General features: G+C 38.0%; 29 protein-coding genes. 6 read left to right on the forward strand and 23 right to left on the reverse strand.

Annotated elements, in window-relative coordinates:
- Positions 1-20 precede the first annotated feature (20 nt).
- Together ACLHDG_RS12115 and lysM are read left to right on the forward strand one after the other, a co-directional pair.
- Positions 21-518 (forward strand): c-type cytochrome, encoded by a 498-nt coding sequence (locus tag ACLHDG_RS12115; RefSeq protein ID WP_415406502.1) that lies wholly within the window; start codon positions 21-23, stop codon positions 516-518.
- Between the two features lie 32 nt (positions 519-550).
- Positions 551-1,012, forward strand: a complete 462-nt coding sequence (gene lysM / locus ACLHDG_RS12120) for a peptidoglycan-binding protein LysM (RefSeq protein WP_415406503.1) — start codon at positions 551-553, stop codon at positions 1,010-1,012.
- 121 nt (positions 1,013-1,133) lie between these two features.
- Here the strand turns inward: lysM and ACLHDG_RS12125 are convergent, their stop codons facing one another.
- Genes ACLHDG_RS12125 through ACLHDG_RS12135 form a run of 3 tightly spaced genes read right to left on the reverse strand, consistent with a single transcriptional unit; the run spans position 1,134 to position 2,113 of the window.
- Positions 1,134-1,517: a hypothetical protein gene (locus ACLHDG_RS12125; RefSeq protein WP_415406504.1), complete on the reverse strand. Its 384-nt coding sequence runs from the start codon at positions 1,515-1,517 to the stop codon at positions 1,134-1,136.
- Positions 1,480-1,680, reverse strand: a complete 201-nt coding sequence (locus tag ACLHDG_RS12130; protein ID WP_415406505.1) for a hypothetical protein — start codon at positions 1,678-1,680, stop codon at positions 1,480-1,482. Before ACLHDG_RS12130 ends, ACLHDG_RS12125 begins: the two co-directional genes overlap by 38 nt.
- A gap of 16 nt (positions 1,681-1,696) precedes the next feature.
- Positions 1,697-2,113, reverse strand: coding sequence for a hypothetical protein (locus ACLHDG_RS12135; protein WP_415406506.1), 417 nt, complete (start codon positions 2,111-2,113; stop codon positions 1,697-1,699).
- A 149-nt stretch (positions 2,114-2,262) separates the two neighbouring features.
- On the opposite strand from ACLHDG_RS12135, the gene ACLHDG_RS12140 reads away from it, so the two are divergent.
- Entirely contained in the window at positions 2,263-2,661 is a 399-nt protein-coding gene (locus ACLHDG_RS12140; protein WP_415406507.1) for a DUF805 domain-containing protein, read from the forward strand.
- Positions 2,662-2,673: 12 nt separating this feature from the next.
- On the opposite strand, the gene ACLHDG_RS12145 is transcribed toward ACLHDG_RS12140, so the two are convergent.
- The 9 genes from ACLHDG_RS12145 to ACLHDG_RS12185 all read right to left on the reverse strand — a co-directional run bounded on the left by ACLHDG_RS12145 (position 2,674) and on the right by ACLHDG_RS12185 (position 10,606).
- Positions 2,674-3,411: an RluA family pseudouridine synthase gene (locus ACLHDG_RS12145; protein ID WP_415406508.1), complete on the reverse strand. Its 738-nt coding sequence runs from the start codon at positions 3,409-3,411 to the stop codon at positions 2,674-2,676.
- Positions 3,412-3,526: 115 nt separating this feature from the next.
- Positions 3,527-3,817 carry a DUF167 domain-containing protein gene (locus ACLHDG_RS12150; RefSeq protein WP_415406509.1) on the reverse strand — a complete coding sequence of 97 codons (291 nt, stop codon included), beginning with the start codon at positions 3,815-3,817 and terminating at the stop codon, positions 3,527-3,529.
- Positions 3,807-5,000, reverse strand: coding sequence for a lipid IV(A) 3-deoxy-D-manno-octulosonic acid transferase (gene waaA, locus ACLHDG_RS12155; RefSeq protein WP_415406510.1), 1,194 nt, complete (start codon positions 4,998-5,000; stop codon positions 3,807-3,809). Before waaA ends, ACLHDG_RS12150 begins: the two co-directional genes overlap by 11 nt.
- Positions 5,001-5,038: 38 nt before the next feature.
- On the reverse strand, positions 5,039-5,758 hold the full coding sequence (locus tag ACLHDG_RS12160; RefSeq protein WP_415406511.1) for a zinc ribbon domain-containing protein: 720 nt from the start codon (positions 5,756-5,758) through the stop codon (positions 5,039-5,041).
- A gap of 61 nt (positions 5,759-5,819) precedes the next feature.
- Positions 5,820-6,548, reverse strand: a complete 729-nt coding sequence (locus ACLHDG_RS12165) for a Nif3-like dinuclear metal center hexameric protein (RefSeq protein ID WP_415406512.1) — start codon at positions 6,546-6,548, stop codon at positions 5,820-5,822.
- A gap of 355 nt (positions 6,549-6,903) precedes the next feature.
- Positions 6,904-7,797 (reverse strand): glycine--tRNA ligase subunit alpha, encoded by an 894-nt coding sequence (glyQ, locus tag ACLHDG_RS12170; RefSeq protein ID WP_415406513.1) that lies wholly within the window; start codon positions 7,795-7,797, stop codon positions 6,904-6,906.
- A 17-nt stretch (positions 7,798-7,814) separates the two neighbouring features.
- Positions 7,815-8,309: a 5-(carboxyamino)imidazole ribonucleotide mutase gene (purE, locus tag ACLHDG_RS12175; protein ID WP_415406514.1), complete on the reverse strand. Its 495-nt coding sequence runs from the start codon at positions 8,307-8,309 to the stop codon at positions 7,815-7,817.
- Positions 8,310-8,453: 144 nt separating this feature from the next.
- Entirely contained in the window at positions 8,454-9,794 is a 1,341-nt protein-coding gene (locus ACLHDG_RS12180; RefSeq protein WP_415406515.1) for a peptidase U32 family protein, read from the reverse strand.
- Positions 9,795-9,910: 116 nt separating this feature from the next.
- Entirely contained in the window at positions 9,911-10,606 is a 696-nt protein-coding gene (locus ACLHDG_RS12185) for an HD-GYP domain-containing protein (protein ID WP_415406516.1), read from the reverse strand.
- Positions 10,607-10,747: 141 nt separating this feature from the next.
- Here ACLHDG_RS12185 and ACLHDG_RS12190 point away from each other — a divergent pair, with 141 nt between their 5' ends.
- The 3 genes from ACLHDG_RS12190 (at position 10,748) to ACLHDG_RS12200 (ending at position 13,641) form a co-directional block, all read left to right on the forward strand.
- Positions 10,748-11,527, forward strand: coding sequence for a histidinol-phosphatase (locus tag ACLHDG_RS12190; RefSeq protein ID WP_415406517.1), 780 nt, complete (start codon positions 10,748-10,750; stop codon positions 11,525-11,527).
- Between the two features lie 124 nt (positions 11,528-11,651).
- On the forward strand, positions 11,652-13,082 hold the full coding sequence (glnA, locus tag ACLHDG_RS12195; protein ID WP_415406518.1) for a type I glutamate--ammonia ligase: 1,431 nt from the start codon (positions 11,652-11,654) through the stop codon (positions 13,080-13,082).
- Between the two features lie 145 nt (positions 13,083-13,227).
- Positions 13,228-13,641 (forward strand): hypothetical protein, encoded by a 414-nt coding sequence (locus ACLHDG_RS12200; protein ID WP_415406519.1) that lies wholly within the window; start codon positions 13,228-13,230, stop codon positions 13,639-13,641.
- Positions 13,642-13,673: 32 nt separating this feature from the next.
- Here the strand turns inward: ACLHDG_RS12200 and ACLHDG_RS12205 are convergent, their stop codons facing one another.
- The 11 genes from ACLHDG_RS12205 to ACLHDG_RS12255 form a co-directional block, all read right to left on the reverse strand.
- Positions 13,674-14,981, reverse strand: a complete 1,308-nt coding sequence (locus ACLHDG_RS12205; protein ID WP_415406520.1) for a cation:proton antiporter — start codon at positions 14,979-14,981, stop codon at positions 13,674-13,676.
- A 1-nt stretch (position 14,982) separates the two neighbouring features.
- Complete coding sequence (locus ACLHDG_RS12210; RefSeq protein ID WP_415406521.1) at positions 14,983-15,597, reverse strand: DsbA family protein; 615 nt, start codon at positions 15,595-15,597, stop codon at positions 14,983-14,985.
- Positions 15,597-17,726, reverse strand: coding sequence for a transglycosylase domain-containing protein (locus ACLHDG_RS12215; protein ID WP_415408341.1), 2,130 nt, complete (start codon positions 17,724-17,726; stop codon positions 15,597-15,599). The genes ACLHDG_RS12210 and ACLHDG_RS12215 overlap by 1 nt, the downstream gene beginning before the upstream one ends.
- Before the next feature lie 83 nt (positions 17,727-17,809).
- Positions 17,810-18,904 (reverse strand): aminotransferase class I/II-fold pyridoxal phosphate-dependent enzyme, encoded by a 1,095-nt coding sequence (locus ACLHDG_RS12220; RefSeq protein ID WP_415406522.1) that lies wholly within the window; start codon positions 18,902-18,904, stop codon positions 17,810-17,812.
- Entirely contained in the window at positions 18,905-19,462 is a 558-nt protein-coding gene (gene maf, locus ACLHDG_RS12225) for a septum formation inhibitor Maf (protein ID WP_415406523.1), read from the reverse strand.
- A gap of 15 nt (positions 19,463-19,477) precedes the next feature.
- Positions 19,478-19,939: a hypothetical protein gene (locus ACLHDG_RS12230; RefSeq protein WP_415406524.1), complete on the reverse strand. Its 462-nt coding sequence runs from the start codon at positions 19,937-19,939 to the stop codon at positions 19,478-19,480.
- A gap of 2 nt (positions 19,940-19,941) precedes the next feature.
- Positions 19,942-22,500, reverse strand: coding sequence for an alanine--tRNA ligase (gene alaS, locus ACLHDG_RS12235; protein WP_415406525.1), 2,559 nt, complete (start codon positions 22,498-22,500; stop codon positions 19,942-19,944).
- Positions 22,501-22,631: 131 nt separating this feature from the next.
- A complete protein-coding gene (locus ACLHDG_RS12240; RefSeq protein WP_415406526.1) occupies positions 22,632-23,063 on the reverse strand; it encodes a lipoprotein in 432 nt (143 codons plus the stop codon).
- Between the two features lie 84 nt (positions 23,064-23,147).
- Positions 23,148-23,537 (reverse strand): hypothetical protein, encoded by a 390-nt coding sequence (locus ACLHDG_RS12245; protein WP_415406527.1) that lies wholly within the window; start codon positions 23,535-23,537, stop codon positions 23,148-23,150.
- A 133-nt stretch (positions 23,538-23,670) separates the two neighbouring features.
- The gene (gene murG / locus ACLHDG_RS12250; protein ID WP_415406528.1) at positions 23,671-24,681 is read right to left on the reverse strand and encodes an undecaprenyldiphospho-muramoylpentapeptide beta-N-acetylglucosaminyltransferase; all 1,011 of its coding nucleotides are present in this window, start codon (positions 24,679-24,681) and stop codon (positions 23,671-23,673) included.
- Positions 24,678-25,862: an FtsW/RodA/SpoVE family cell cycle protein gene (locus ACLHDG_RS12255; RefSeq protein ID WP_415406529.1), complete on the reverse strand. Its 1,185-nt coding sequence runs from the start codon at positions 25,860-25,862 to the stop codon at positions 24,678-24,680. Before ACLHDG_RS12255 ends, murG begins: the two co-directional genes overlap by 4 nt.
- Positions 25,863-25,931 lie beyond the last annotated feature (69 nt).

The raw sequence follows: 25,931 nt of genomic DNA on the forward strand, positions 1-25,931 counted from the left end.
TTACAAAAAAAGGAGAATGAATGAAAAAAATCACAATGTTATCAGTTATTGCAGCAGCAGTACTGTTTGTCGGATGTGGAGAAGACTCAAAGAAGGCAGCTTCTGAAGCTACTGCCAAAGCTGTAGAGAGTACAAAAGAAGTAGCAGATAAAGCAGTCGAAGCTACCAAAGAGGCTGCTGAAACAACTAAAGAAGCAGCGGTTAAAGCGGTTGACAGTGCAGAAAAAGCTGTAGGAACAGCTGTAGCAGGTGCTGTAGATAGCATCATAGATGCTGCCGGCAAAGAAGCCTATGCTAAATGTGCAGGATGTCATGGGGCAGACGGTAAGACTAAAGCACTTGGAAAGTCTCCGGAGATCGCTGGTCAGTCCAAAGAAGAATTGGTTACTAAAATAAACGGATACAAAGCAGGAACGATCAATGTAGCAGGCATGGGTAACCTCATGAAAGGTCAAGTTGCTTCAATGGATGATGCAACTATCGAGGCAGTTTCTATTTATATTTCTACATTGAAATAATAGAACAGTTTTAACAAAAAAAGGAGAATAAAATGGGTATGTTTAGTTTTTTATCTGACGCAGGAAAAAAGTTGCTTGGTCACGGGAATAATGCTGCAGCAATCAAAAAAGAGATAGAAGACTCTTTTACGAAGCTTCCTGTCGCAGGTTTGGTTGTTGCAGTAGATGATGATACTGTAACGCTTGCAGGTGTAGCAAATGATATAGCTACAAGAGAAAAAGCGATCCTCATTGCAGGTAATGTTGAGGGTGTGGCTAATGTAAATGCCGATGAACTGGTAAGTCCGGAGATCATCGCAGCAACTAATGCAAGAGATATTCCGGAACCGGTGTTTTACACTATTGAAAAAGGAGATACTCTTTGGGCTATTTCTACAGACTTCTATAAAGATGGAGCAAAATATCCATTGATCGTAGAAGCCAATCTTGAAGTGATCAAAGATGCTGACAAGATCTATCCAGGACAATCCATCAGGATCCCGGTGCTGGCATAGGGTATGATTTAAACTCTTTTTTGATGAAGACAAACCTCATTTAATGACTCCAAAACAAGTTTTAGGGTTGGAGTCTGTTAGTGGAGTGAAGATGCCTAAGTTTATTAACTATCAATAAGAGTTATTTCTTATTGATGAGATAAAGGGGTAATGCTGTGATAAAAAGTATGATCCATTGATACATCGGTATCACAACAAAAACCAATGCACTTTGTGCATCCTGATGGATATACATCGCATCTATGAGCAGGAAAATACCGCCTATTGCTAAGATGAATGAAACTCCTGTGACCATTAGAATTGCTGCATGATGAGTACTTCGTTTTGTCAAGAATGCAGCAAACAGATAGGGAGAGATAGCCCAGACAAGAAATCCGATGGCACCTAAGGCAAAGGTATCCATATTTAAGATACCTACCATCATGGTCACTAGACTTGCAAGCAGATTGATACTGTAAGATATACCCTTAATCTGTTCTTCCTTTTCTTTGGCGAAGCCATCCACCTATTGCACCACCAACTGCTGCAGCTATAGGAGTAGAAATATAATTTATCGTATCGCTGCCATAACCAAATGTTTTTGCAAGAAAAACACCCAAAAACCCTCCAGCGAAACAAAGGACAGCATATTTAACCGGTAATCCAAATCTATTGAGAAAATCAAACATATTGTTTTAAAATGACTTATTTAAGATTATTGAGTAACTTAGGATCGTACTTGATACCTTTGAATGCTTGTTGCTCTAAGTGGTATGTATCCATCTGATTGTTACGTTTTCGTTCTTCAGTGAGTAATTGTTGCTCTTGGCTCATACGTATCTGTCTATCCAATGCCTCTTGTTCATTTTCACACTGTCTAAATCCATCAGACCATCCTTGTGCATACTTACTATGCTTGGAAAAACGATTCTCATCTTTCTTAAACGATTCAAACATATTTCCACCAGCTTTTTTACCACTGTGACATCCATCATCAAACCCATCCGCATAGGCTAAAGAGTGTCCTTCTTGAAGCATTATATCTTTTTCTGTAGCACACCCTGAGAAAATAACCATTCCGCAAATAGCAGAAGTAACAAGTAGTAGTTTTGTAGTTTTCATTTTTATATCCTTTGTAAATATGTCATATAAACCAGTATACATATAATTAGCTTTTATATAACTATATTTTTTTACAGTATCCATTAATGAAAATGGTACAATATAAATGTATTTTATCAAAAGAATTTTTGGAAAATAAAGGATCTTTCATGGAAAAATTTAATCACTACTTTCTTGATACTGTCAAGAATAGATATGCGGACTTCAAGGGTAGAGCAACACGGAGTGACTATTGGTATTTTATTCTCTTCTCTGTGATCATTAGTATCGTACTAACTCTTATCGATACCTATGCGGTTAATCCCTTACTGGGAATGACTCCGGAAGAGGCTGCACAGGGCGGCATACTTTCTGTAATTTTTACTTTGGCTATACTGCTTCCGCAAATAGGAGTTGGTGTTAGAAGATTACATGACATTGGAAAAAGCGGGTGGTGGTATTTGATTATATTGATCCCTATACTAGGTGTACTGGTACTACTCTTCTTCTTCGTAACTGATAGTCAAGCAGGAGAAAATGAGTATGGTCCCAATCTTAAGGGAGTGTAACACTTCCTTTTTCTACTTATACTGAGCGATCTCTTTTGGCTCTCTGGCATTAAATTCGTAGTCAAGTATCTTCATCTTTGAAGAGTGTAACAACACACGTTTGGCTTGCGTACGGCTACCATACTGTTCATCACCTACTATGGGATGTCCTATGCTTGCAAGGTGTACACGGATCTGGTGTGTTCTTCCTGTAGTGATCTCTATATTTACTTTAGACTTTTTACCCTGTATCTCTTCCGGTTTTACTATGGTATGTGCTTTTTTGCCACGTACCGGGTCTATCATAGAAAATGCTTTACCTTTTTTAACTGTAAAGATAGGCTCATCTATCTCCACTTTTTCATAAAGCACTCCTTCTACCCATGCCACATAATGCTTTTCTACTTTTCTGTTTTTAAACTCTTTAATGGCACGTTCTATGAACGCTCTATTCTTCCCTAACAACAATACTCCAGAAGTATCTCTGTCGAGTCTATGAAGAAGCTCTGCACCGTCTATGGCATCTTGAATGTCATAAGAGTCTACCTGAGCCGGCTTATTGATGGCTATGATATCTTCATCCTGATAAAGTATCTCTATATCATCAGGATACTCTATACGAAAGATAGTATCTGTGTGTATCTCGGCTCTTGCTATCTTTACTTTTTTATCTTCAACAAAGACAAGTCCTCTGTCTATGAGATCTTTTGCTTTATTATTTGATATACCCTGCTGTAGTGCTAATACTTTATATGCTTTATCTGTAGCCATTTGTTTCTATCCTTATTATAAAATAATACGTAAAATGGGCAAAGCCCATCTTTACTACGCTAACGCTAAGTTTCCTTCAGCAGGAGGCTCACGCAACTAGTCGCTTTTATAAAATCTATTGATAATTAGATTTTATCCATTCATTAAATTTATCACTTAGTGGAAATTCCACTATTTTAATCTTGCTGTTTTGTCCTGTTTTAAAAAGTATATCACTTTTTGAGACTTTAAAACTTTTTGCAAGAAATTTTACTAACTCTTTATTTGCAGCACCTTCTACTGCCGGTGCTTTGATACGTATCTTTATGGCATCCTCGCCATATATTTCGCAAAACTCATTTTTACTTGCAGCAGGTTGCGCCTTTATACGTATACTTACCTTTTCACCCTCTATATTATAGAACACTTTTTAAACTTTCTATAATAGGTGTAATATCACTCTTACTTTTTATCTTTGTAGGTTTCAGTAAACCATACTGCAACACCCTTCTTGAAAGATTTGAAGCTTCAACTACTGCTATACCTTCTACGGCATCAAAAATATCTTTTTGATTGAAGTAGTGTTTACCCGAAATGATCTTACATCCGAACTGTGCTGCCTCTGCTGCATTATGCCCACCTATAGGCTTAAATGCACCACCCAGTATAACAATATCACTAATGGCATAGACATTCACTAATTCACCTAAAACATCCAAGAGTATGATATCACTCTGCATAGATTCATTTTGTGAATATCTTTGCATACTAAGTTCATGCTCTTTGGCAAATATTACTACCATCTTTGCTATTTTATCAAAACGTTCAGGATGTCGTGGTGCCAAGATAAGTTTCGCCTCTTTTTCCTCTTCTCGCAAAGCTAAAAAAGCTTCCAAGATAAGTGATTCCTCACCCTCATGTGTACTTGCACCGCAAAGAAGTAAACCTGATGGTTTTTCCAGTTCTTTTGTAGGAGCAGGCAGCTTTGAGAGTTTGATATTACCTGTCACTACTACATTTTGTGCACCTAAAGACTCTAAACGCTCTTTGTCTTTAGCTGTTTGGGCATAGACTTCATCTATATGTTTAAAAATATGTCTATACAGCCACTCTATCTTCTGATACTTTGGAAAAGACCTGTCACTCATGCGTGCATTGATAAGCAAAGTTTTTGCTCCTCTGCCTTTTGCCAAAGCAAAAAGCAGATACCAAAACTCTGCTTCCATCACCACCAGTGCTTTTTGTGGTTTTAGCCAAGAAAAAAGCAAAGGTTCAAAAGGAAGATACCTACTCTCTTCCGTATATGCATTGATAGCTTCAAACCCTGTCTGTGTCGTTGTACTCATACGAAGGATATCCCTTGGTAATACGTCTACCAAAGGTTTTATGGCTTTTGCTTCACCAAAACTACAAGAGTGAAACCAGATACCATTAGCTTTTAAAGGTTTGTTGTTCCATAAGAAAAATCTTGCTGGAATAGAATTTCTGTATTTTGTCTTAAAGGAGAATAGTATTAGAAAAGGGAATGCTACCAAATAAAGAACAAAGGAAATTACACTGTAGATGAAAAAAAACAATTCTGCCTCCAAAATTAGGAGCCTAAGCTCCATTCTTCTGAACGCTCAACGCTCAACGCTCAACGCTCTCCCTATACTTCTTCAGTTACACTCTCAATATAGAGAATTCTACCACAGTGAGGACAATTTACAATTTCATCCGCTTTGATCACTTCTGAGTAAGTTTTGTCATTGAGTTTCATGTAACATCCGTAACATGCTTGTTTCTTCACAGGCACTACCGCTGTATTGCCAGCCCAGATACGGATCTTTTCATAAAATGAAAGTACCTTTTGCTCAATGTTTCTGCTAAGTTCTTCTCTTTTTACAAAAAGTTCACCTTTACTTTTTTCGATCTCTGATTTTTCAGCTGATACTTCTTTATTGATCGTATTAAAATCAGCGGTAAGTGTATTCACTTTTTCACTTGCTTCATCAAGAAGTGCAGTTTTTGTTTCATTGATACCTTGAAGTCTCTCTATCTCTTCATTTGCAAATGTCATCTTCTCTTTAGCGATATCTTCTTCAAGAGAAAGTGCTTTCATCTCTTTTTCTGTTGAGATCTCTTTCAATTTTTTTGCATTTGAAGCAAGTTGTTCATTAAGCAATACCAATTGTTCTTCAAAACCTTTTACTTTCTCTTCATTGTCAGCAATAGCAGTTGTAAGCTCATCAAGTTCACCTTGTGCTGCATCGGTCTTCTTTTGTACTCTTGCTATCTTTTTATCTGCAGCCTCAAGTTGTGGGTTATAGCTATCAATCGCTTGATCATTTTTTGCAAGCTCTATCAGTTCATTTAAGTGTTTGTTCAATCTCTGTCCTTTTGGATTTTAGGGGTTCTCAAGGGTAATCTTGAAAAATTTAACCCATACTTTATATTGTCTCAATATGAAATGGGTTTTTTGAATTTGAAATTATAGCTAAAAGAGGTAAAACTTTCAACTCATCCAAAATTATCTCTGCAAAAAACTTCTCACTTTCATAGTGTCCGATGTCTACCATCATCAAATCTTCACTCATCGCTTTCATCGCATCGTGGTACTTAATATCCCCTGTCAGAAAACAATCAGCCTCCACCTCATCCATAAGTGAAGCACCTGCCCCTGTCGTCAACGCGATAGAAGTGATGATCTCTTTTTTCCCTATAACTTTAAGTGTAGGTAAATTTAATTTTTCTTTGAGAAGCGCAAGAAGTTCCTTATAATGCCATTTGCCTTTTGCAGTACAAACAAAAGCATTTTCTGTCTCCAGTTTGAAACCCAAAACTTTTTCAAATACGTACTTATTGAGATGGGTTTGGTCAAAGTTAGTATGCAGGGCAATAAGTGACTGCCTTTTCAGTATCATTTTTTCAATTAAGTTAGAAGGATATTTAGAAAAATCAAGCTGTGTCATTTTCCCAAAAATAAGAGGATGATGCACCACAAAAAGGGTATCTTCTTTTGTACTCTCTATCATCTCGTCATCTATATCCAATGCCACCACGATCTGTGATACATCCCTAGACATATCACCTACGATCAGTCCGGAGTTATCCCATTTTTCCTGAAGTTCAAAGGGGCTAATCTTATCTAAAAAGTTATAAATTTCTTTAAGTTTCATAAACTCTCCTATATGCATGTTTTCTTCTCTACTTTTTTAATAAACCTCTTATCAATCACACGATAGTGTGCCTGTCGTGGCGAACGCCCTTGAAAGCAAAGCGATTCGAGAGCCACGACGATTTTTTGCTTCGTTTTTTCTAAAAAAATGAAGAGAATACCAAGTTCACAGTTTGGATTATAAATAAGTCTTTCCAACTTTTATAAAATGCTTACTTCTTTCTCTACTTTTTTTAATAAAAAGTAGACAAAAAAGCGTCACTTTGCAAGCATGATTAACGTACTTTTGGCACGCCTGCCAACGCACTTGCATGCCCAGTGCAAAGTGACAAAAAGAGCAAGAGCCATGAAAGGATTTATCCTTTAACACGAGCATTACGCTCAGACTCCTGCTCTTTATACAACTGAGCACAACCAATAGAAAGTTCACGTACTTTCAATATGTAATTTTGTCTCTGCGCCTGAGAGATAGCTTTTCTAGCATCTAAGACGTTAAATACATGAGAAGCAACCATACACTGATCATACGCAGGCAGAGGAAGCCCAGCATCTAAACAAACTTTACATTCATTACTCGCATCTTCAAAGTGTTGGAACAGATTTTCTACATTTGCTACCTCAAAGTGGTACTTAGAGAATTCATACTCACTCTCTTTATGTACATCTGCATAAGTAGTCACTTCATCACCATTTTTATTCCAAACGATATCAAAGATACTCTCAACACCTTGCAGATACATTGCCAAACGCTCTGTACCATAGGTGATCTCAACAGCTACAGGATCACAAGCGATACCACCTACCTGCTGGAAGTAAGTAAACTGAGTCACTTCCATACCATCAAGCCATACTTCCCAACCAAGACCCCAGGCACCCAATGTTGGAGACTCCCAGTTATCTTCTACAAAACGGATGTCATGCTCTTGTAAGTTCAGTCCCAAATACTCCAAAGACTTCAAATAAAGTTCTTGAATGTTATCTGGACTAGGCTTGATTAGTGCCTGAAATTGGTAGTAAGACCCAAGTCTGTTCGGGTTTTCACCATAACGTCCGTCTGTAGGTCTTCTACATGGTGCTACATACGCAGCTGACCAAGGTTTGGAGTCTAAACTTTTAAGCAGTGTTGCCGGGTGAAATGTCCCTGCTCCAGAAGGGATATCGTACGGCTGTACGATGTTGCATCCTTGCTCTGCCCAAAATTGTTGTAGTTTGAGTAGTAGTTCACTGAAAGTGATAGCATCTTTATTCATTTATATATCTCTTTATATTAAAGTATTGTTTCTATCTCAGAAGAATCAAGCTCTACTTTTTTCGCTTTTGAAATTCTATCTTCTTGAAGTTTTACTTTTAACTCATCATCAGCCAATGCCATGATCTGTATAGCCAAATATGCAGCATTCACTGCCCCTGCTTTACCTATGGCAAGGGTACCCACAGGCATACCTGCTGGCATCATCACTGTACTAAGTAGGGCATCTTCTCCCTTAAGTGGTCCACTTTCCATAGGTACGCCAAGTATTGGCTTTGTCGTAGATGCTGCTAAAGCGCCTGCAAGGTGTGCTGCCATACCTGCTGCTGCGATGAACACTTGTGCACCTTTTGCTTCAGCTTCTTTAATGTAGTTTTTTGTTCTCTCTGGACTTCTGTGTGCTGAAGAGATGATAAGCTCATACGGTACACCAAACTTTTTCAGTGTCTCTGCACACTCTGTCATAATACTGTAGTCACTTTTACTTCCCATTACAATTGATACAAATTTCATTTTACTTCCTTGTCTGTTATTTATTTTAATCTTGTTCCACCTCTCCTGAGGTGAAATGCATACCTCAATTCAATAAACCAATCCATCTTTTTAGCTTATCAAACTCAAGTATGCATTCCCACACAGAGCATGGAAACAAGTAACTTACTTTACATTTTGTTCTAACTTCATCGGAGTTGAGTCTTCTTTTAGACCCTTTTTCTCCAATGCTTCATCTATCTTACGTCTTAAGATGGTATACCCTGGTAGTGGTGTTGGTAACAGTATATCATTTAAGTCACCACTGTGGATACACTCAAACTCTTTACCTGTTGTAGATACCATCTTTTTAAAGGTAAGCCAATACTGTCCATCTACTTCGTCTATCTTACCTACTTCATTGTCAACTAGATCAACTGTCGCACCCACAGGAAGCACTATCTCGACAGAGTCACCCACACAGGTTTTGTCTTTACATTTCCACGTCTTTCCGTCTTCTTTTACAAGTCCAGCTACTTGGTGCGTACCATACTGTATAGAAAATGCTTGTGATTCTGCATCATTTCTTTCAAAAGGACGAGAGATCAAATAGGCATCTGTAAATCCACGGTTTTGTGTTGTACCTAACTCACGCTGATAACGCTTCTCATCAAAGTCACCTGCATAGTAGTCATCTATCGCATGACGATACGCTTTGGTTACCACTCCTGCATAGTATGGAGATTTTGTACGTCCTTCTATTTTTAACGAATCAATCACACCGGATTTAAGTATCTCATCTATATGTGAAGCCATATTCATATCTTTAGCGTTCATGATATATGTACCTATGCCCTCTTCTTCATCCAGTCTAAATGTCGTACCGGACTCAGGGTTATGTGCATATATCTCATAAGGAAAACGACAGTCATTGGCACAAGACCCACGGTTAGGAACACGTCCTGTTTGAAGTGCTGAGATAAGACAACGTCCAGAGTATGCAAAACACATAGAACCATGCACAAATATCTCTAACTCCAAGTCAGGTAAATGTGTTTTAATGGCCTCACAATCTTTCAAAGAGATCTCACGAGCAACGATGATACGTTTTACCCCTAAGTCATAGTAGACCTCTGCATCCATTGCATTCATAACATTTGCTTGAGTAGAGAGATGTATAGGTATATCCGGTGCGATCTTTGCTGCTATCTTAACGACCCCTGGAGAAGAAACGATGAGCGCATCTGGTTTAAGTTCTGCAATTTTTGCAATATGGTTTTCATACAGTCTTATTTGGGAGTTAAAAGGAAATGAATTCACTGTGGAGTAAACTTTTTTACCTCTGGCATGAGCGTACTCTATCCCCTCAGCATAAGACTCCATATCGAACTCTTTACCTGAACGGATACGCAGTGAAAAGGTACTTGTGCCACCATACACAGCGTCAGCCCCATAGTTTAGAGCGATCTTCATCTTCTCTAAGTTACCTGCGGGTGCTAAAAGTTCTACTCTATTTTGATCTGTCATCTTGTTCCTAGGATATGAAGAGGGTTAATTTGCTCTTATTTTATCCTATTAGTGGTAAAAAATAGGTTTTTTCTTAAAATTTAGATAGCTTTATCATATCATCCAGTTGATATATCCTAAAGACCTGCATGCAAGATTTCATCTATTTTTTCTTGATTAATAAGAAATACTGCTACTACTTCCGGGTCAAATTGTATGCCGCTTCTTGTCTCAACATACTCTAAAATTTTCTTATACTCCCATGCCGTTCTATCTGCTCTTTTTCTAAAGAGTGCACCTACAGTATCTGCAACTGCCACTATGCGTGAAGCTATGTTTATATCAAGGGCTTTCTTTTGAGCAGGATACCCTCCACCATTCCACCATTCATGATGCTCTTCAGAAATAATAGCTGCCAGATCTGTTGTAGGAAAACCTTGTGCCTTCAAAACATAGTACCCTATGAACGTATGGTTCTTAACAACTTTAAACTCTTCAAAACTTAGATTTTCGTCTTTCTCATATATCTCTTTACAGATCATCACATTGCCAATATCATAGATTTGTGCAGCCTGTTCCAACCTATCACAATATGCAGCATCAAGTCCTAACGACTCTCCCAATACTTTACTGATCTGTGCTATTTGACGCATTTGTCTTTTATCTTTACCATGTGATAAAAGAGATACTCTGAAAATATTGATCATCTCTTGTTCAAGAGAAGCATCATCCTCTGAAATCGTGTCGCGCAATTTGGCTAACTTCATTTCAAGAGACTTTTTATGTTCCATTTTAAAAATTTCTAATTTTTTGGTATCCATAGACTGGGTCATACGAGTATCTCCTATAAAAATAAATCATAGAAAAAGCAGACAAGTTTGGCTTTTTCAAGATATTGCAAAAGTATAAAATAAAAATGTCAAAAAAATGTCAAATATTATGGTAAACTAAGAACAAAAAGAAAGTAAATTACTATGCGAATAGACCTACACAATCACACTACACGTTGTAACCATGCTGAAGGCACAGTTGATGATTACATCCAAAGGGCCATAGAACTTGGTATAGATATTTACGGTTTTTCAGAGCATGCCCCTATGGATTTTGATCCCCACTACCGTTTAGCATTTTCCGAGATGCAAGCTTATACAGATGATGTTTTAACAGCTAAAGAACGTTATCAAAACGATATCAAGATACTTCTAGGCTATGAAGTGGACTATCTTCCAGGTCATATGGATGACAGAGTTTTAAAGGCAAAAGTAGATTATCTTATAGGTTCTGTGCATTTCATAGATAAGTGGAGTTTTGACAATCCGGAGTTTATCGCAGGCTATAAAAACAGAGACATAGATGAGATATGGCAAGCCTATTTTGAAGCCACGGAAGCCATGGCTAAGTCCGGAAAATTTGACATCGTTGGACACTTAGACCTCATTAAAGTATTTAAATTCATGCCAAAACAAGATACAAGACTACTGGCAGAAAATGCACTTCGAGCGATCAAAAAGTCAAACATGGTACTCGAACTCAATGCTGCAGGACTTCGTAAACCTATCGGTGAGGTTTATCCTTCACGATCTTTACTCGAAGTTGCCTATGATTTAGATATCCCTATCACATTTGCTTCTGATGCACATACTGTAGAACAGGTAGGATTTGGATATGATAAAGTTATCAGCTTAGCAAAAGAGGCAGGATACACTAAAGCTGTTACTTTTGAACAGCGTGATAAAAAATTGGTTACTTTTTAGGCATGAAGGTTGTTACTTTTAAATAGCGTGATCAAGAATTGGTTACTTTTTAGGCATAAAGTCTGACACAACTAATTTTTTAGTGGCTATAATATAGGGATAAAAATTAATTTTAGGAGAGAAGATGGGTACGTTCGTAAACAACACAGATGAGTTTTATAAATATTGTGAAGAAAATGAGGTTGAGTTTGTAGATTTTAGATTTACAGATATTAAAGGTACATGGCACCATATTTCCTACCGTATGTCTGCGGTTGAAGCAAGTATGATTGATGCTGGTCTTCCATTTGATGGTTCATCTATCGAAAACTGGCAGCCAATTGAGAAGTCAGATATGGTTCTTAAGCCAGATGTAGAAACTGCATTTATGGATCCGTTCACTGCCGACAGTACAGTTATCGTTATCTGTGATGTTTATGACATTTATAAAAATGAACTCTACGAAAGATGTCCACGATCTATCGCTAAAAAGACGTTGAAGTATATGGAAGAATCAGGTGTGGGTGATGATGCATTCTTTGGTCCAGAAAATGAGTTCTTTATCTTTGATGATGTTAGAATTTGGTCAGGTGTAAACCAAACAGGTTACAGAGTAGACTCTGATGAAGGTGCATGGAATGATGCTACAGACATGGGAGACTATGGAAACATGGGTCACAGACCTGGACTAAAAGGTGGTTACTTCCCTGTAATGCCTACAGATACTATGGTTGACTTACGTGCTGAAATGATGCTTCTTCTTGAAGAAGTAGGTTTGACTGTGATGCTAGGTCACCACGAAGTTGCAATGGCACAAGGTGAGATTGGTATCAAGTATGCTGGTCTTGTTGAAGCGGCAGATAACGTACAAAAATACAAATATGTTGTAAAGATGGTAGCTCACCTCAATGGTAAGACAGCTACATTTATGCCTAAACCACTTTATGGTGATAACGGTAACGGTATGCACGTACACCAGTCTATCTGGAAAAATGGTAAAAACCTTTTCTATAAAGAGGGTGAATATGCAAACCTTTCTGAAATGGCATTACAGTATCTTGGCGGTGTATTTAAACACTCTGCTGCAGTTGCATCATTTACAAACCCAAGTACAAACTCATACAAAAGACTAGTACCTGGTTATGAAGCTCCAAGTATCTTAACTTACTCTTCTCAAAACCGTTCAGCTGCTTGTCGTATCCCTTATGGTTCTGGTGAGTATGCTACGAGAATCGAAACTAGATTCCCAGACTCTTCAGCATGTCCATACCTTTGTTTTGCGGTTCTAATGCTTGCAGGTCTTGATGGTATTAAACATCAAGATGTACCTGTTGGTCCTATGGATGTTGACTTATTTGAGTTAACACTTGATGAGATCAGAGACAAAAATATTCCTCAAATGCCTCGTACACTTAGAGAATCACTTGAAGGTTTGGTTTCTGACCATGATTTTTTAAAACCTGTTATGTCTCAGGAGTTTATTGATGCATATCAACATTATATGTATGAATCTCAAGTTTGGCCAGATGAAGCTAGACCAACAGGATTTGAGTTTAAAACTACTTACTCTTGCTAAGAGATTAAACTCTCTACTCTTATTCCCAAGCTCTTGCTTGGGAATACAACTATCACTTTAAACTTCTAATTTACTTCAAAAAAATGCTCTAATTAAGTCCTTTCTTTACCCCTCTTGATATAATCCGAATCAAAGGATATAAATAATGAAAAAGATAAGTTTAGTAATAATAAGTGCATTGATATTTACAGGATGCAGTGCTATTGATGATGCAATTAATGATGCAGTTAATGATATTGCAAGTGGTGATGTAACTACAGAAACTATTAAAGCGAAGGATAAAGTTTTAGTGATTAATGATGTAAGTCTTTCAGCTTGTGTAATTATAAAAAATGGCTTAGTAAACGATGATGATTTTAAAGATGCAGTAACACTTGTTACTGAGTTAGGTGTTACCTGTGCTACTTATGGTAAAACAACAGGGGATCCTGAAGATATCGATACTGAATGTGTCGAACAATCTCTAGCAGAGTGGTTAGAAGAAGAGGGGCATGAAGAGATTACAGATCTTGACTCTGCCCAAGGGGATAAAGCTTGCGTTATCGGTGCTGATGTTTAAGGATAAGGTATTACCTTATCCCTATAATTATCCTACTTCTTAAAAATAGAAACTTCTTTCTCTTTCTTAAAAAAAGTAAAGTACGTCCAAAGTGTAGTCCCATACACAAAAATAGACATCATAACCACACCTGTAGTCACAACCTCAAAAAACTCTTTGTGTTCAAATGACGCTGGTATCATGTGTACCAAAATAATGGACAAGGCACCTTTCATACCTGAGAAGGTAAGGATGAACCAACCCTCTGCTCCTACAGGTTCGATGTGTTTAACTTTGTTACCCCAAAAAGCAAACTTTGCCATAGAGATGGCACGGATGAGTGTTGTGATACCGAACATGATGAGTATCTCCGTTTTGTACTCCCAGAGTTTCTCCACACTAACCATCTCTGCTAGTACAAAAAATATCATAACTGCAGCAATGTATCCAAACTCTTTTGCCATTTCGTAGATGTATTCCAGTCTTTCTGTAGTTGTTGCATGTATGTTACTCAAACGTAACTTACGCATAAAACTTTTACTTTTTTGTACTTCACCTTCTTCTAGGACTTTTATATCTGAATCTATCCAAGCTTTAGTTGCGATGATAGCTACAATAAGTGTCAATATACCACTCACATGCATCTCTTCTGCCACAACATACGCAAGATATGCTTCTATGATAAATGCAAAGAACTCACTTCTTTTATCGGAGAAAAGTTTCATTAGCATATAGAAGGAAAACCCTATAGCCGTACCTATACCTATACTGACTACAAACACACGTAAAGCATCCAATGCTGCATGACCGGCATCTATCTCACCACTCATCATCCATGGCAGTCCTATGAAGAAAAAGGCGATGACTGCAGTGGCATCATTCCCCAGAGACTCACCCTCTATAAGTACTTTAATATGGTGAGAAATACCTTTAAACCTGGAGAGTATCGACTGTACAGATACAGCATCTGTAGCCATGTTGATAGCAAAGAGTGACACATATGCACCCAATGTCAAACCTTCAAATACGCCAAAGTAATACATACTCGCACCCACAGATATGGAGAGTGCTACAGCCACAACTGCTAAGTAAAAAATATCCCATCCGTATTTTTTGATGTCAGAGAAATGCAAATGCAGTGCATCACCCATAAATATGAGAGGAATACAGAACAAGATGATCGTATCAAAGTACTGTTTCAGATCTATAGGTACAGCCATCGGCACATAGGTATAGATCGTGTATGAGCCTATAAGCAGTAAAAAGACTGAAGGGATCTTTAGTTTATTGGCAACAGCATCTGAAAAGACCACCAATCCCAATATGGTTATAAGTATAATTTCTGGTGCAAAACTATGCATGTCAACTCTCCAATATTTTTTTCATTTCCAATATTGAGCGGTAGCCTTTTTGACATACCATATGCCCATCTGTATCTATGATGACAACCGAAGGAAAGGCATTGGCGCCCATAGAACGAGCCTTAGAAAAATCATGCTGCATCAAAAGTTCAGCCCTGGGAGTGTGATAAAAGTCTCTAAAAGATCTTGCATCTCCAACTGTCTCTTCAAGTAACTTAGATAATACATCTAACTTTGTAATATCGTTACCCTCATCATAAAACGCTTTTTGCAAACGATGCAGATAATCAAAACTCTTTTCATCACCCCAAAGTGCACGTACTGTAACTACAGCTTTACAAGCAGGATAGGTATCATACTCAAAGTCTTCTTTTTCAAATAATGCGTTAGAGAAAGGTTGTCCTGTTCTCTTTGCTACCTCTTCCCAATGTCCCTTGAGATATCTTTTGGATGATTCATCCCAAGCCATCTCACCTTTAGTACGCAATCCACCCACTACAAGTGAGAAATCATATTTATCAGATTGTGTTGCACGTAATTGTTCTATGACAGGAGCAAATCCCCAACACCATGAACACATAGGGTCTATAACGAAGATGATCTCTTTTTTTAACATTAAAATAACGTTCCACTGTCCTCTGAAACTGGTGTTTTAGGTACCTTTCTTTTAGGATGCAACGGATCACCCTCCTCTTCTTGGGATTCTATTAGTTCATTTGGATCGTCATCTATATTTATCGTTTCTGCCAATCCTATATCTTCTTCCGGACTAATATCTTCTTCCATATTTATATCATCTTCAGGGTTGATATCTTCCACATTTTCATCATCATCCCCACCAAACATACGGTCAAATTCACTTTCAGGATTTTTATGTTTTGGAAGTGGTGAATTTGTAGTATAGAGTTCGCTCTTGCCTTCATAGTCTCCTTTGAATACCCCTTCTGGTATATCAAAAGATCGTTTTGTGTCAGGGTAGAGTTCTATCAGTTTTTTATAGTAGTATGCAAAAGCAGGTGCAGCAAGGCCACCACCGGTTGCTTTGCGTCCTATAGGTTTGTTATTGTCACGTCCAACCCAGCTTATTACTTCGATCGTAGGTGAATACCCGCAGAACCAGGCATCTACACCGTTGTTGGTTGTACCGGTTTTTCCTGCAAGTTCTAACCCTTCTACACGTGCATTTTTACCTGTACCTCTTTTGATGACATCTTTGAGTATATCTGTCATAAGATATGCCTGTTCAGGTGTGGTAAAGTTCGCTATCTCTTTTGGACGGGTCGCGTAAATAACTGCACCTTCTTTAGAGATGATCTTACTGACCAGTCTCGACTCGATCATATGTCCACTATTGGCAAATACTGAAAATATCTGTGCCATTTTCATAGGACTTAAACCAAGATTTCCCAAAGCAATAGACATATCTCTGGGAATATGAGGTACATCCAAAAATGCCAAGCGTTTACGGATCGTACTCACACCCAGGTCTGAAACAAGATTGATAGTTGCAAGGTTTCTTGAATGCACCAATGCCTCTCGTAAAGGAATGAATCCTTTAAAGTCTCGCTCATAGTTTTTTGGTGACCAGACCTTCGGTTTACCTTTATAGTAGTACTGGAATGTTCTTGCCAGGTCCGTTAAAGGACTTGCAGGGTTATACCCCATATCCAACGCAGTCTGGTAGATGAACGGTTTAAATGCAGAACCCGGTTGTCTCATTGACTGGGTTGCACGATTGAATGCAGACTTTTTATAGTCTACACCACCTACCATAGCCAAAATATCACCTGTTTTACTCTCAACCGCTACAAATGCCGCATTGAGTGTAGAAGTATCCGGTTTCTCTTTGTATTTTTTCAATGCCTTTTTATAAGAAAAAGAGACTGCATCTTGTGCAATGGCTTGTTGTTTCATATCTATAGTGGTATAGATCTGATAACCACCCGTACGGACATCTCCAAGTTTTCCTTTAAAACGTCTCAACACTTCATCTACAATATAAGGTGCAATATTTTGTGTGAGTGATGTTTTATAGATCTTAGGTGATTCTTTCACTGCTTTAAGATAATCATTTTGTGAGATCCACCCAATACTTTTCATACGATACAGTACATTGTTTGCACGGTTCAAAGCACGCTTATAGTGCTTGAGAGGGTTATAATAGCTTGGTGCATTAGGCAACCCTACTAAGATGGCTGACTCTTTAAGTGTCAGTTCATTTAACTCTTTATGAAAGTAACCGTTAGCAGCTGTTTTTACACCAAAGTAGTTGTTACCATAGGAAATTTCATTGAGGTATCGCTCGATGATATCTTCTTTACTCAGTTCATGTTCTATCTTAAGTGCCAGGATCGCCTCTTTGATCTTACGTGCCAGTTTCTTTTCACTAGTAAGGATCTTATTTTTAATGAGCTGTTGCGTCAGTGTACTTCCACCCTCTACAAAACTCCCTGCTTGAATGTCTTTAATTATGGCTCTTAAAATTGCATCCGGATTGACACCATTATGCTCAAAGAACTTCGTATCTTCCATGGCAATAAGTCCCTCAACTAAGTAACTTGGAAGCTCATCATAGCGGGCATAAAGACGGTGTTGTTTTTTAAAGACATAGGCAAGTTTTTCACCATTTCTATCCAGTATGACAGAAGATGTCTCTGGTTTATAGTTGATAAGCTTCTCAGCATCCAAAGAGATCTCTTCATACGCATAGATAAATGCTGCAGTAAGTGCAACAGCAAATATCATCGCTAAGATAATGGAACCTTTAATCAGACTATTGAACACACAGACCCTTTATTTTCATATATATATCTTTTTTATTTTAATTATTATTGTAGCGTGTTATGGCTAATGAGTGCTAATACATGTCTTATCTTCTGTGTCGATACACTCAAATTAAGTATCACTCTCATGATAGGTTTCTCCACCGTAGGTTGACGTATGGCTCCAACCAAGTAGCCTTGTGCCATTAGTCCTTTTTGTACAAAAAGTGTCTGTTCATTATTTGGCATCTCCATAGGTACGATCAAACTTAGACAGTGAATGCCCAACTGCTTCCTTACAACCATTTGCCGCTCCAGGATCTTCTTGCTGTATTTTGCTGCATTTTTACGTATATGCTTTACATTTACCAATGCCAATGCCGTATCAAAAACAGAAGGAGAAGTAGAGTAAATGATAGGTTTTGCTCTGTTTTCCAAAAAGCTTATTACATTTTTTGAAGCCAAAATATACGCACCATACGAGCCATAGGCTTTACCCAGTGTACCCATCTTTATATGTCTTTCATTGATGGTAATGCCGTAATATTCAAAAATACCCAATAGTTTTAAACCCAATACTCCCGCACTGTGTGCTTCATCTACAATGAGCAGTGCTTCTACTTCATCTGCAAGATCAAATATCTCTTTTTTACAAAGCTCCCCACTCATAGAATAGACACCTTCAACAGCAATGATCTGTCTTTTAGCTGGGTGTGCAGCTAATTTCTCTCGTAGATCATCTGCATCATTATGCGTAAAAGTGATGACTCTATCACCCAAAAGTTGCGAAGCCATCACACCACTTGCATGATACTCCTCATCCATAAAAAGCATATCACCTTTACGAACCAGCGCTTCTATAAGAGCCATATTGGCAAGAAATCCGGAGCCTACTACCAAGCCCTCTTCAAAACCATTATATTCTGCCATTGTCATCTCAAAAATACGATGTATAGGATGATATCCATTGACAAGCATACTTGCTTTTGAACTTATAGTTGTATACTCATTCACAAGTTTTACCGCTTTCTTAAACTGCTTTTTATTGCGTGAGAGTCCCAGGTAATCATTAGAAGCAAGATCATCTAGTCTCACGTCATAAACCTTACGCTCCCTAAATCGCCCAGCTTTTTTCAGTGCTTTTAATTCATTTTCATACATTTAATTTAAACCCTTTAACCATGGTAATAAAACTTCAACCTGCAAGCCCATTGCCGTACTCTCATATCCCTCAACGGACTTGATGTACTTTTTACAAAAACCTTCCACCATACAGGCCCCTGCTTTGCCTTTCCAGAGACCACTCTCAAGGTAAGCTTCCATATCCTCATCTTCAAACTCTGCAAAGTGGTAATGTGTTGCAGAAGTATCAACAAGCAACAACTCTTTGGTTCTAAAATGTAAAGATGAGATAATGGAGATCGCCCTGCCACTTTGTATCTTTAATATACGCCTTGCATCATCTACATCTTTAGCTTTACGTAAAATACTCCCGTCAGCTGCCATAATGACCGAATCTGCACAAAGCAGAGGCATCTCAAGACCAAACTCTTTGACTGCTGCTTCCATTTTACCTTTACTGGCTATGTAAACAAAATCTTTTGCAATGGCTGTTGTGATCTGCTCTTCATCGTAGTCAGGAGATTTTTGAATGAAATCAATGCCGAACTTATGAAGCAGTAAAGCACGACTTTCAGAATTGGAAGCAAGATGTATCATATAGTATATTGCACCCTATAAACCTCTTAGAGTCAAACCCAGCCAAAGTGCTAAAACCCCCAATAAAATATTAACAGGCAACAACACATTTGGAATTAACCTTACTTTTGCTTTGGCTTCAGGCAGTTTTCCCACTTCAAACAGTTTCCATGCTGCTCTTCTTTGAAAATACATATAGGTAAAGTTCACTGTCATTACCGTCCAGATGATCTCTTTGGAGAGAAAAAGTGATTTCAGACTGCCATGGTGTCCTTGGGAGGCGATTGCCATTATTAGTCCTGTAAGCAGGAGAGTTAAAATAAACGGGATCACCAGATGAAAAAGTCTTCCGGTAATCTGCAATGTATTACCAAGCTTGGTCTTTGGATCTTCAATGCTTTGCAGTACAGGATGTACTGCCACACGTATTGCGATCATTCCACCTACCCAGACAAAAGCTGAAAGTACATGCAAAAAGACAACAGTGTGGTTGTACATTATTAGTTTCCACCCTCAAGGATCTCACTCAAATAGACTTTTGCCTCTTCAAGCGCAGTGGTTATCTTACTTGGATCTTTCCCACCTGCCTGTGCAAAGTCAGGACGTCCACCACCACCACCACCAACGATCGGTGCGATAAACTTGATCCAGTCACCCGCTTTGATCACTGTGTTTTTTGATCCTGCAGCAAGCATCACTTTGTCACCTTTTTTCATGAAGAGCATCACTGCAACATTCTCGTACTTGTTTTTGATATCATCGATCATTGCTTTGATGTCACCACCTTCAACCTCTTCAACGATCACATTGACACCATTGACTTCAACTGCTGTCAACTCTTTTTGACTACTGCTCATCACTGAATCAAGTTCACTTTTAAGTGCTTTAACCTGCTCTTTGAGTTTAGAGATCCCTACTAGTGGATTTTGGTTTTTGAGCTCTGTTTTAATATTGTTTAATTCATCTCTGAGTGCATTTACCTTTTCGATAGCTGCATTCCCACAGATAGCTTCTATACGTCTCACACCGGCACTCACACCACTCTCTTTAGTGATCATAAAGAGGCCTATGCGTGCAGCATTGTCAACATGTGTACCACCACACAACTCTATGGAGTCCTCTGCAAAACTGACGACACGAACTTCATCACCATACTTCTCGCCAAACAGAGCCATAGCACCAGAGTTTTTCGCTTCATCTACAGACATTACTTTCGTCTCAGCAGAAATACCTCTGGATATTTTATCATTTACCCATGCTTCTACTTTGGCTATCTCTTCACTTGTCATTGCTTTAGGATGAGAAAAATCAAAACGTAACCTCTTTGCATCATTGAGTGATCCTGCCTGAGATATATGATCTCCAAGCAGTTCTCTAAGTGCTGCGTGAAGCAAATGCGTTGCTGAGTGGTGTTTTTCTATCTCATCACGACTGTTATCAACAACAGCTTCCACCTCATCACCAACAGTAAGTTTTCCTTTTACTTCAGAAAGATTCATATCCAAAAACTTTTTAGTGTCATACACTTTTACATCACCATTTAATGTTCCAGAATCACCTGTTTGTCCACCTGACTCTGCATAAAATGATGTTCTATCCAAAAGTACCCAACCCTTACCATCGATGCTGTCTACTTGTTTAAACTCTTCATCAAGCAGTGCTAAGACTTTTGCTTGACCTGTGGTATTTTCATAACCCACAAATTCATTCACACCAAACACTTCTTTGAGTGCTTTAAAATCACCTGTTGTTGCCGCATCCCCAGTACCTTTCCAGTTTGCTTTAGACTGTGCTTTTTGTACTTGCATTTTTGTATCAAAAGCATCGATATCAAGCTTGATATTCTTCTCTCGAAGCATATCTTCTGTAAGGTCAAGTGGGAAACCATAAGTATCATAGAGTTTAAATGCTACTTCACCATTGAACACCTCAGAGGTATTTTTCAACTCTTCGTTAAAGAGTTTTATCCCTGCCTCGATGGTATCAAAGAAACGTTCTTCTTCCATTTTCATAGAAGTTTTAATAGCTTCAGATTTGCTGGTCAAATAGTCATACTGCTCACCCATGAGTGCCACTAGTGTATCTACAAGTTTATACATAAATGGCTCACGCAGTCCAAGTAAGTAACCATGACGAATAGCTCGACGCATGATACGACGAAGTACATACCCACGCCCTTCTTTGTCAAAATTCACCCCTTGTGCAAGCAAGAAAGAACAAGAACGTAAATGGTCTGCTATAACTCTGTATGAAGCAGAATTCTCTGCCTCAAAGTCATATGGAGTACCCACAAGTTCACCGATCTTCTCTAAAAATGGCATAAATAGTGATGAGTGGTAGTTGTTCAATTGACCCTCTTTAATGGCAACCACACGCTCCAGTCCCATACCTGTATCGATACTGGGTTTTGGAAGAGGATTGAGTGTACCCGTTTCATCTCTGAAATACTGCATGAAAACTAAGTTCCATATCTCTAAAAATCTGTCGCCTTCTCCACCCATTTTATCTTCAGGACCGTTGAAGTTCTCTTCACCCTGATCATAAAAGATCTCCGAACAAGGACCACAAGGACCCGTGTCACCCATTTGCCAGAAGTTGTCTGCATCACCAAAATAGACAATACGATCTTCAGCAATATGCTCTTTCCACAGATCAAAAGCTTCCTGATCACTGTCATGTACTGTAACCCAAATTTTATCTACAGGAAGATTCAAATACTTCTCAGATGTAATGAACTCCCATGCATATGCAATAGCTTCTTTTTTAAAATAATCTGCAAAAGAGAAGTTCCCCAACATTTCAAAAAGTGTATGATGTCGTGCTGTGTAGCCAACATTGTCAAGGTCGTTATGTTTTCCACCTGCTCTTAAACAGGTTTGAGAAGAAGTGGCACGAGGTATTGCAGGAATAGGTGCCTCACCGGTAAAGATGTTTTTAAACTGTACCATCCCCGCATTGGTAAACATAAGTGTTGCGTCGTCCGGTACGAGTGGAGAACTTGGTATGAGCTGATGCCCTCTCTCTTGAAAAAAGTCTAAATATGCTTTTCTGATATCCATTGAAAAATGTCCTAAATTAAATTAGAGATATTCTAGCTAAATTGTGGTTATTGGGAGGTAAAGGGGGGGGGAAGGAATCATTCCCTGATTCCACCTAATGTGAGGTGAAACCAGTTAAGAATATACAGTAATTAAAGGTAAAAAACACACTCATCATTTTCATCATAATCAAAGCTACCATCACCATCGGTAGTACCTACACCAAAAGAAACACACTCATAGGGGATACCACCCTTGCCATAATCAAGATCATCAACAATATAAACAATATCATCTACTAATGGATCATTAGCATAATTTCCATAAAGATCTAAAAAATCAAATTCACAATTTTCTCTAGGATAAAATGAAAATTCACCATTGTATGCAGTTTTACTCCAATCAGCCATGGAATCACATTTATATGGTATACCGGCATATGAATCACCATTCTGATCTATTAAAAACAAAGTTGTCAATCCATCATTAATAGGTTCCTCATAATAATAATCATTACCTCCACCACAACCACTCAATGCAAATACAGCTACACCGGCAAATACTAAACCTATTAACTTTTTCATCGCTTCTTCCTTTTGTAATAATATATTTATAGTATTCCCATAAATTGTGTCAAATTTGTGTTCATGACATGTTTATTACTCTTACTAGTTCCACTTTCTTATTTTATTATGGCAAGAGACACATTCTCTTAACACTTTAGTATAGTTTGTCGTTGCAGCATGTTTCTGATTTGCTTCTATACTTGCTTCTAGTTTTTCTGCATATCTAATAATATTTGCTGCCTGTTTTTTGGCAAATTTAGCACTATAATCCATATGATCTTTTTTAGATATTTCTACTTTACTTGAAGCTTTTTTGAGACTTTCAACACCTTTGAGTACCATTTTCTTATTGTTATAGAGTATCCCTCTTTGTATCTCTGCCATAGATATTTCCATGGTCTGCATATCTTGTATTCTCTCTGCTTGATCATACGCCTGTAAACTTAACGTCAATGCACCTAAAGTAAATAAACCTGCCATTATCTTTTTCATCAGTTATCCTTCTAAAGTTGATTTAATGTGATAAATTTATTATATCATGTTTTATAATTATATCTTTTAAATAATCTGACTGCAGCATCTCAAATTTCTTACAGCACTCAAAACTACCCAGCAACTCAAAATTCTAAGATAAGTTTTTTAAAAAAATCGCGATCTTCTTACTGCCATCTTTTTCAACGATCTCCATTAAGCCTTTACTCTTAACTTCTAGATCTTCATCAAGTAGTGATAAAACCTTCTCTTTGTCTATCTCACCTTCTCTCATAAGCCATGCAAGCTCTTTTTCAACCAAAAACTGTGCATTATAATACTGGTGGTCACTTGCTGCATAGGGGTAGGGGATGAAGAGTGTAGGCAGTGCTGTAGCTGACAGCTCCCACAAAGTTGAAGCCCCTGCTCTTGCTATGGCCATATCTGCTTCATTCATATAGTCTGCCAACTTCGTGGTAAATCCAAATACTTCCGCTTTTATACCTAGATCATCATAGGCTTTTTTTACTTCTTCTATATTTTTTTCACCTGCTTGATGAATGATCTTGATGCCTTTATCCTGAAGTTCAACGGCCATTTCAAGTGCCAGCATATTGATGGCTTTAGCTCCTTGTGAGCCACCAAGAAAAATAATAGTTTTTACCTGATGACGGATACGTGCATTCTCAAAAAAGATCTCTTTTATAGGATAGGCTTTGATGGGACTCTCTTCCAAATAAGAGGAGATGAACCCTGCTGCATAAGGTTTGAGCAGTTTGTTTAGTGAGCCTAATGCTGCATTTTGCTCATGTATGACCAAAGGTATACGTAACACTTTTGCTGCAAAAGCGGTAGCTGCCGAAGAGAATCCTCCTACAGAAAAGACTACTTTTGCTTGATGTTTTTTTAAAAGTTTTATCGCTTGCAAAGTTGCTTTGAACATCATAAAGAGAGATTTTACTTTGCCCAATCCTCCTTGGTTCACCACACCACGCGTTTCAAAAAAATACTTATGTGTAAAGTCATCATCTGCTTCAAACCATTGTTTATCCTGCCCTTGTGTAGAACCGATATAGATGAGCTCTTCACCTTCAAGATGTTCTTTAACTGCTTTGATGATGGCAAGATGTCCACCTGTACCACCACCTGTCATAACTATACTCATAAGATCTTCCCTTCACTATTTCTCGGCACCTTTTTAGAAATCATCAATACCATACCTATAGCGATACAGGATGCCAATATATGAGACCCGCCATAACTTAAAAATGGTACTGCGATCCCTTTAATAGGAGTGATACCTGAGATACCATAAGAGTTAAGTATAAATGCAAAAGCAATAAGAAGACCTACACCTATACAAAAAAGATAATACATAGGATCTTTTACTTTTGATGCGATCTTTAAAATACGAAATACAATAAAAAGTATAGTAAATGTCACAAAAGCAAGCCCTAAAAACCCTAACTCTTCAGTAATACCTGCAAGGATAAAGTCTGTATGTACCTCACTCAAATAACCTAGTTTAAATTGACCATTTCCCAAACCTTCTCCTAAAAAACCACCATTATGGATAGCATTGAGTGAATTTGAGATCTGATAAGGCTCTTTAAGCGCTTCGACGCGAAGCGTATCTGATGCTATATCAAAAGGAAGAAGAGAGAGTATGTCATTTTGTACCGTACCCCACCAACTTTTTATCCTCGCCATACGGTGAGGAGCAAAGAAAATAAGACCGATTATTGCCATAAAAGCACCAGACATAAGTGTAAAAAAGAACTTTAAAGAGCTACCTACAAATAAGAACAACACCATGAGTGTTGCACCCAGTACTACGACCTGACCTAAATCTTTTTGAAAAACCGCAATGATAACAACAGCTAAAAGAAATATAAGCAGGTAAGGTGAAAATGCCCGTACCTCTTCTATGAATCCCATCTCTTTTCTATCTATGAATTTACGTGCAAAGCTCCATGCTAAAAAGAAGATAAATCCAACTTTAAAAAACTCTACAGGAGCAATGGACATAGGTCCCAGGCGAATCCATCTTTTAGCACCTCCAACTTCATTTACCAAAGAAGAGGGAAGAAACTGCATGGCTATCATAAGAATAAAAAAGAGAATGAACAGTGTAAGTCCTACTCTTGCAAACCATACATCCGGATCCATTTTACTGAGAATGACCATGGTAACAAAACCTATAAATATGGCACCGCTCTGTCTTATAAAAAAATGGAAGTCAGAATAATGAAAATGCAGTACTGTATAAGCAGAGAGAGAATAATCCATTACCAATGAAAGTGTTAAAAGCATCATTACGGCAGCTAAAAGTGGTTTATCTATCATCTTATATTCTCTTTCTATAATATTAATTAGTATTTTATCAGATTTAATAGATAACTTTGATAAAATTTC

The sequence above is a fragment of the Sulfurovum iocasae genome, assembly GCF_047716765.1.
GTDB lineage: Bacteria > Campylobacterota > Campylobacteria > Campylobacterales > Sulfurovaceae > Sulfurovum.

Excerpts from the sequence above, each read along its gene's own strand:
- ACLHDG_RS12135 (WP_415406506.1), bottom strand. The coding sequence starts at position 2,113 with ATGAAAACTACAAAACTACTACTTGTTACTTCTGCTATTTGCGGAATG.
- ACLHDG_RS12165 (WP_415406512.1), bottom strand. The coding sequence starts at position 6,548 with ATGAAACTTAAAGAAATTTATAACTTTTTAGATAAGATTAGCCCCTTT.
- ACLHDG_RS12200 (WP_415406519.1), top strand. The coding sequence starts at position 13,228 with ATGAAAAAGATAAGTTTAGTAATAATAAGTGCATTGATATTTACAGGA.
- waaA (WP_415406510.1), bottom strand. The coding sequence starts at position 5,000 with ATGGAGCTTAGGCTCCTAATTTTGGAGGCAGAATTGTTTTTTTTCATC.
- ACLHDG_RS12190 (WP_415406517.1), top strand. The coding sequence starts at position 10,748 with ATGCGAATAGACCTACACAATCACACTACACGTTGTAACCATGCTGAA.
- ACLHDG_RS12205 (WP_415406520.1), bottom strand. The coding sequence starts at position 14,981 with ATGCATAGTTTTGCACCAGAAATTATACTTATAACCATATTGGGATTG.
- ACLHDG_RS12145 (WP_415406508.1), bottom strand. The coding sequence starts at position 3,411 with ATGGCTACAGATAAAGCATATAAAGTATTAGCACTACAGCAGGGTATA.
- ACLHDG_RS12185 (WP_415406516.1), bottom strand. The coding sequence starts at position 10,606 with ATGACCCAGTCTATGGATACCAAAAAATTAGAAATTTTTAAAATGGAA.
- ACLHDG_RS12230 (WP_415406524.1), bottom strand. The coding sequence starts at position 19,939 with ATGTACAACCACACTGTTGTCTTTTTGCATGTACTTTCAGCTTTTGTC.
- glyQ (WP_415406513.1), bottom strand. The coding sequence starts at position 7,797 with ATGAATAAAGATGCTATCACTTTCAGTGAACTACTACTCAAACTACAA.
- purE (WP_415406514.1), bottom strand. The coding sequence starts at position 8,309 with ATGAAATTTGTATCAATTGTAATGGGAAGTAAAAGTGACTACAGTATT.
- ACLHDG_RS12180 (WP_415406515.1), bottom strand. The coding sequence starts at position 9,794 with ATGACAGATCAAAATAGAGTAGAACTTTTAGCACCCGCAGGTAACTTA.
- ACLHDG_RS12130 (WP_415406505.1), bottom strand. The coding sequence starts at position 1,680 with ATGTTTGATTTTCTCAATAGATTTGGATTACCGGTTAAATATGCTGTC.
- ACLHDG_RS12245 (WP_415406527.1), bottom strand. The coding sequence starts at position 23,537 with ATGAAAAAGATAATGGCAGGTTTATTTACTTTAGGTGCATTGACGTTA.
- maf (WP_415406523.1), bottom strand. The coding sequence starts at position 19,462 with ATGATACATCTTGCTTCCAATTCTGAAAGTCGTGCTTTACTGCTTCAT.
- alaS (WP_415406525.1), bottom strand. The coding sequence starts at position 22,500 with ATGGATATCAGAAAAGCATATTTAGACTTTTTTCAAGAGAGAGGGCAT.
- ACLHDG_RS12240 (WP_415406526.1), bottom strand. The coding sequence starts at position 23,063 with ATGAAAAAGTTAATAGGTTTAGTATTTGCCGGTGTAGCTGTATTTGCA.
- ACLHDG_RS12220 (WP_415406522.1), bottom strand. The coding sequence starts at position 18,904 with ATGTATGAAAATGAATTAAAAGCACTGAAAAAAGCTGGGCGATTTAGG.
- glnA (WP_415406518.1), top strand. The coding sequence starts at position 11,652 with ATGGGTACGTTCGTAAACAACACAGATGAGTTTTATAAATATTGTGAA.
- ACLHDG_RS12255 (WP_415406529.1), bottom strand. The coding sequence starts at position 25,862 with ATGATAGATAAACCACTTTTAGCTGCCGTAATGATGCTTTTAACACTT.
- murG (WP_415406528.1), bottom strand. The coding sequence starts at position 24,681 with ATGAGTATAGTTATGACAGGTGGTGGTACAGGTGGACATCTTGCCATC.
- ACLHDG_RS12115 (WP_415406502.1), top strand. The coding sequence starts at position 21 with ATGAAAAAAATCACAATGTTATCAGTTATTGCAGCAGCAGTACTGTTT.
- ACLHDG_RS12140 (WP_415406507.1), top strand. The coding sequence starts at position 2,263 with ATGGAAAAATTTAATCACTACTTTCTTGATACTGTCAAGAATAGATAT.
- ACLHDG_RS12215 (WP_415408341.1), bottom strand. The coding sequence starts at position 17,726 with ATGATATTTGCTGTTGCACTTACTGCAGCATTTATCTATGCGTATGAA.
- ACLHDG_RS12210 (WP_415406521.1), bottom strand. The coding sequence starts at position 15,597 with ATGTTAAAAAAAGAGATCATCTTCGTTATAGACCCTATGTGTTCATGG.
- lysM (WP_415406503.1), top strand. The coding sequence starts at position 551 with ATGGGTATGTTTAGTTTTTTATCTGACGCAGGAAAAAAGTTGCTTGGT.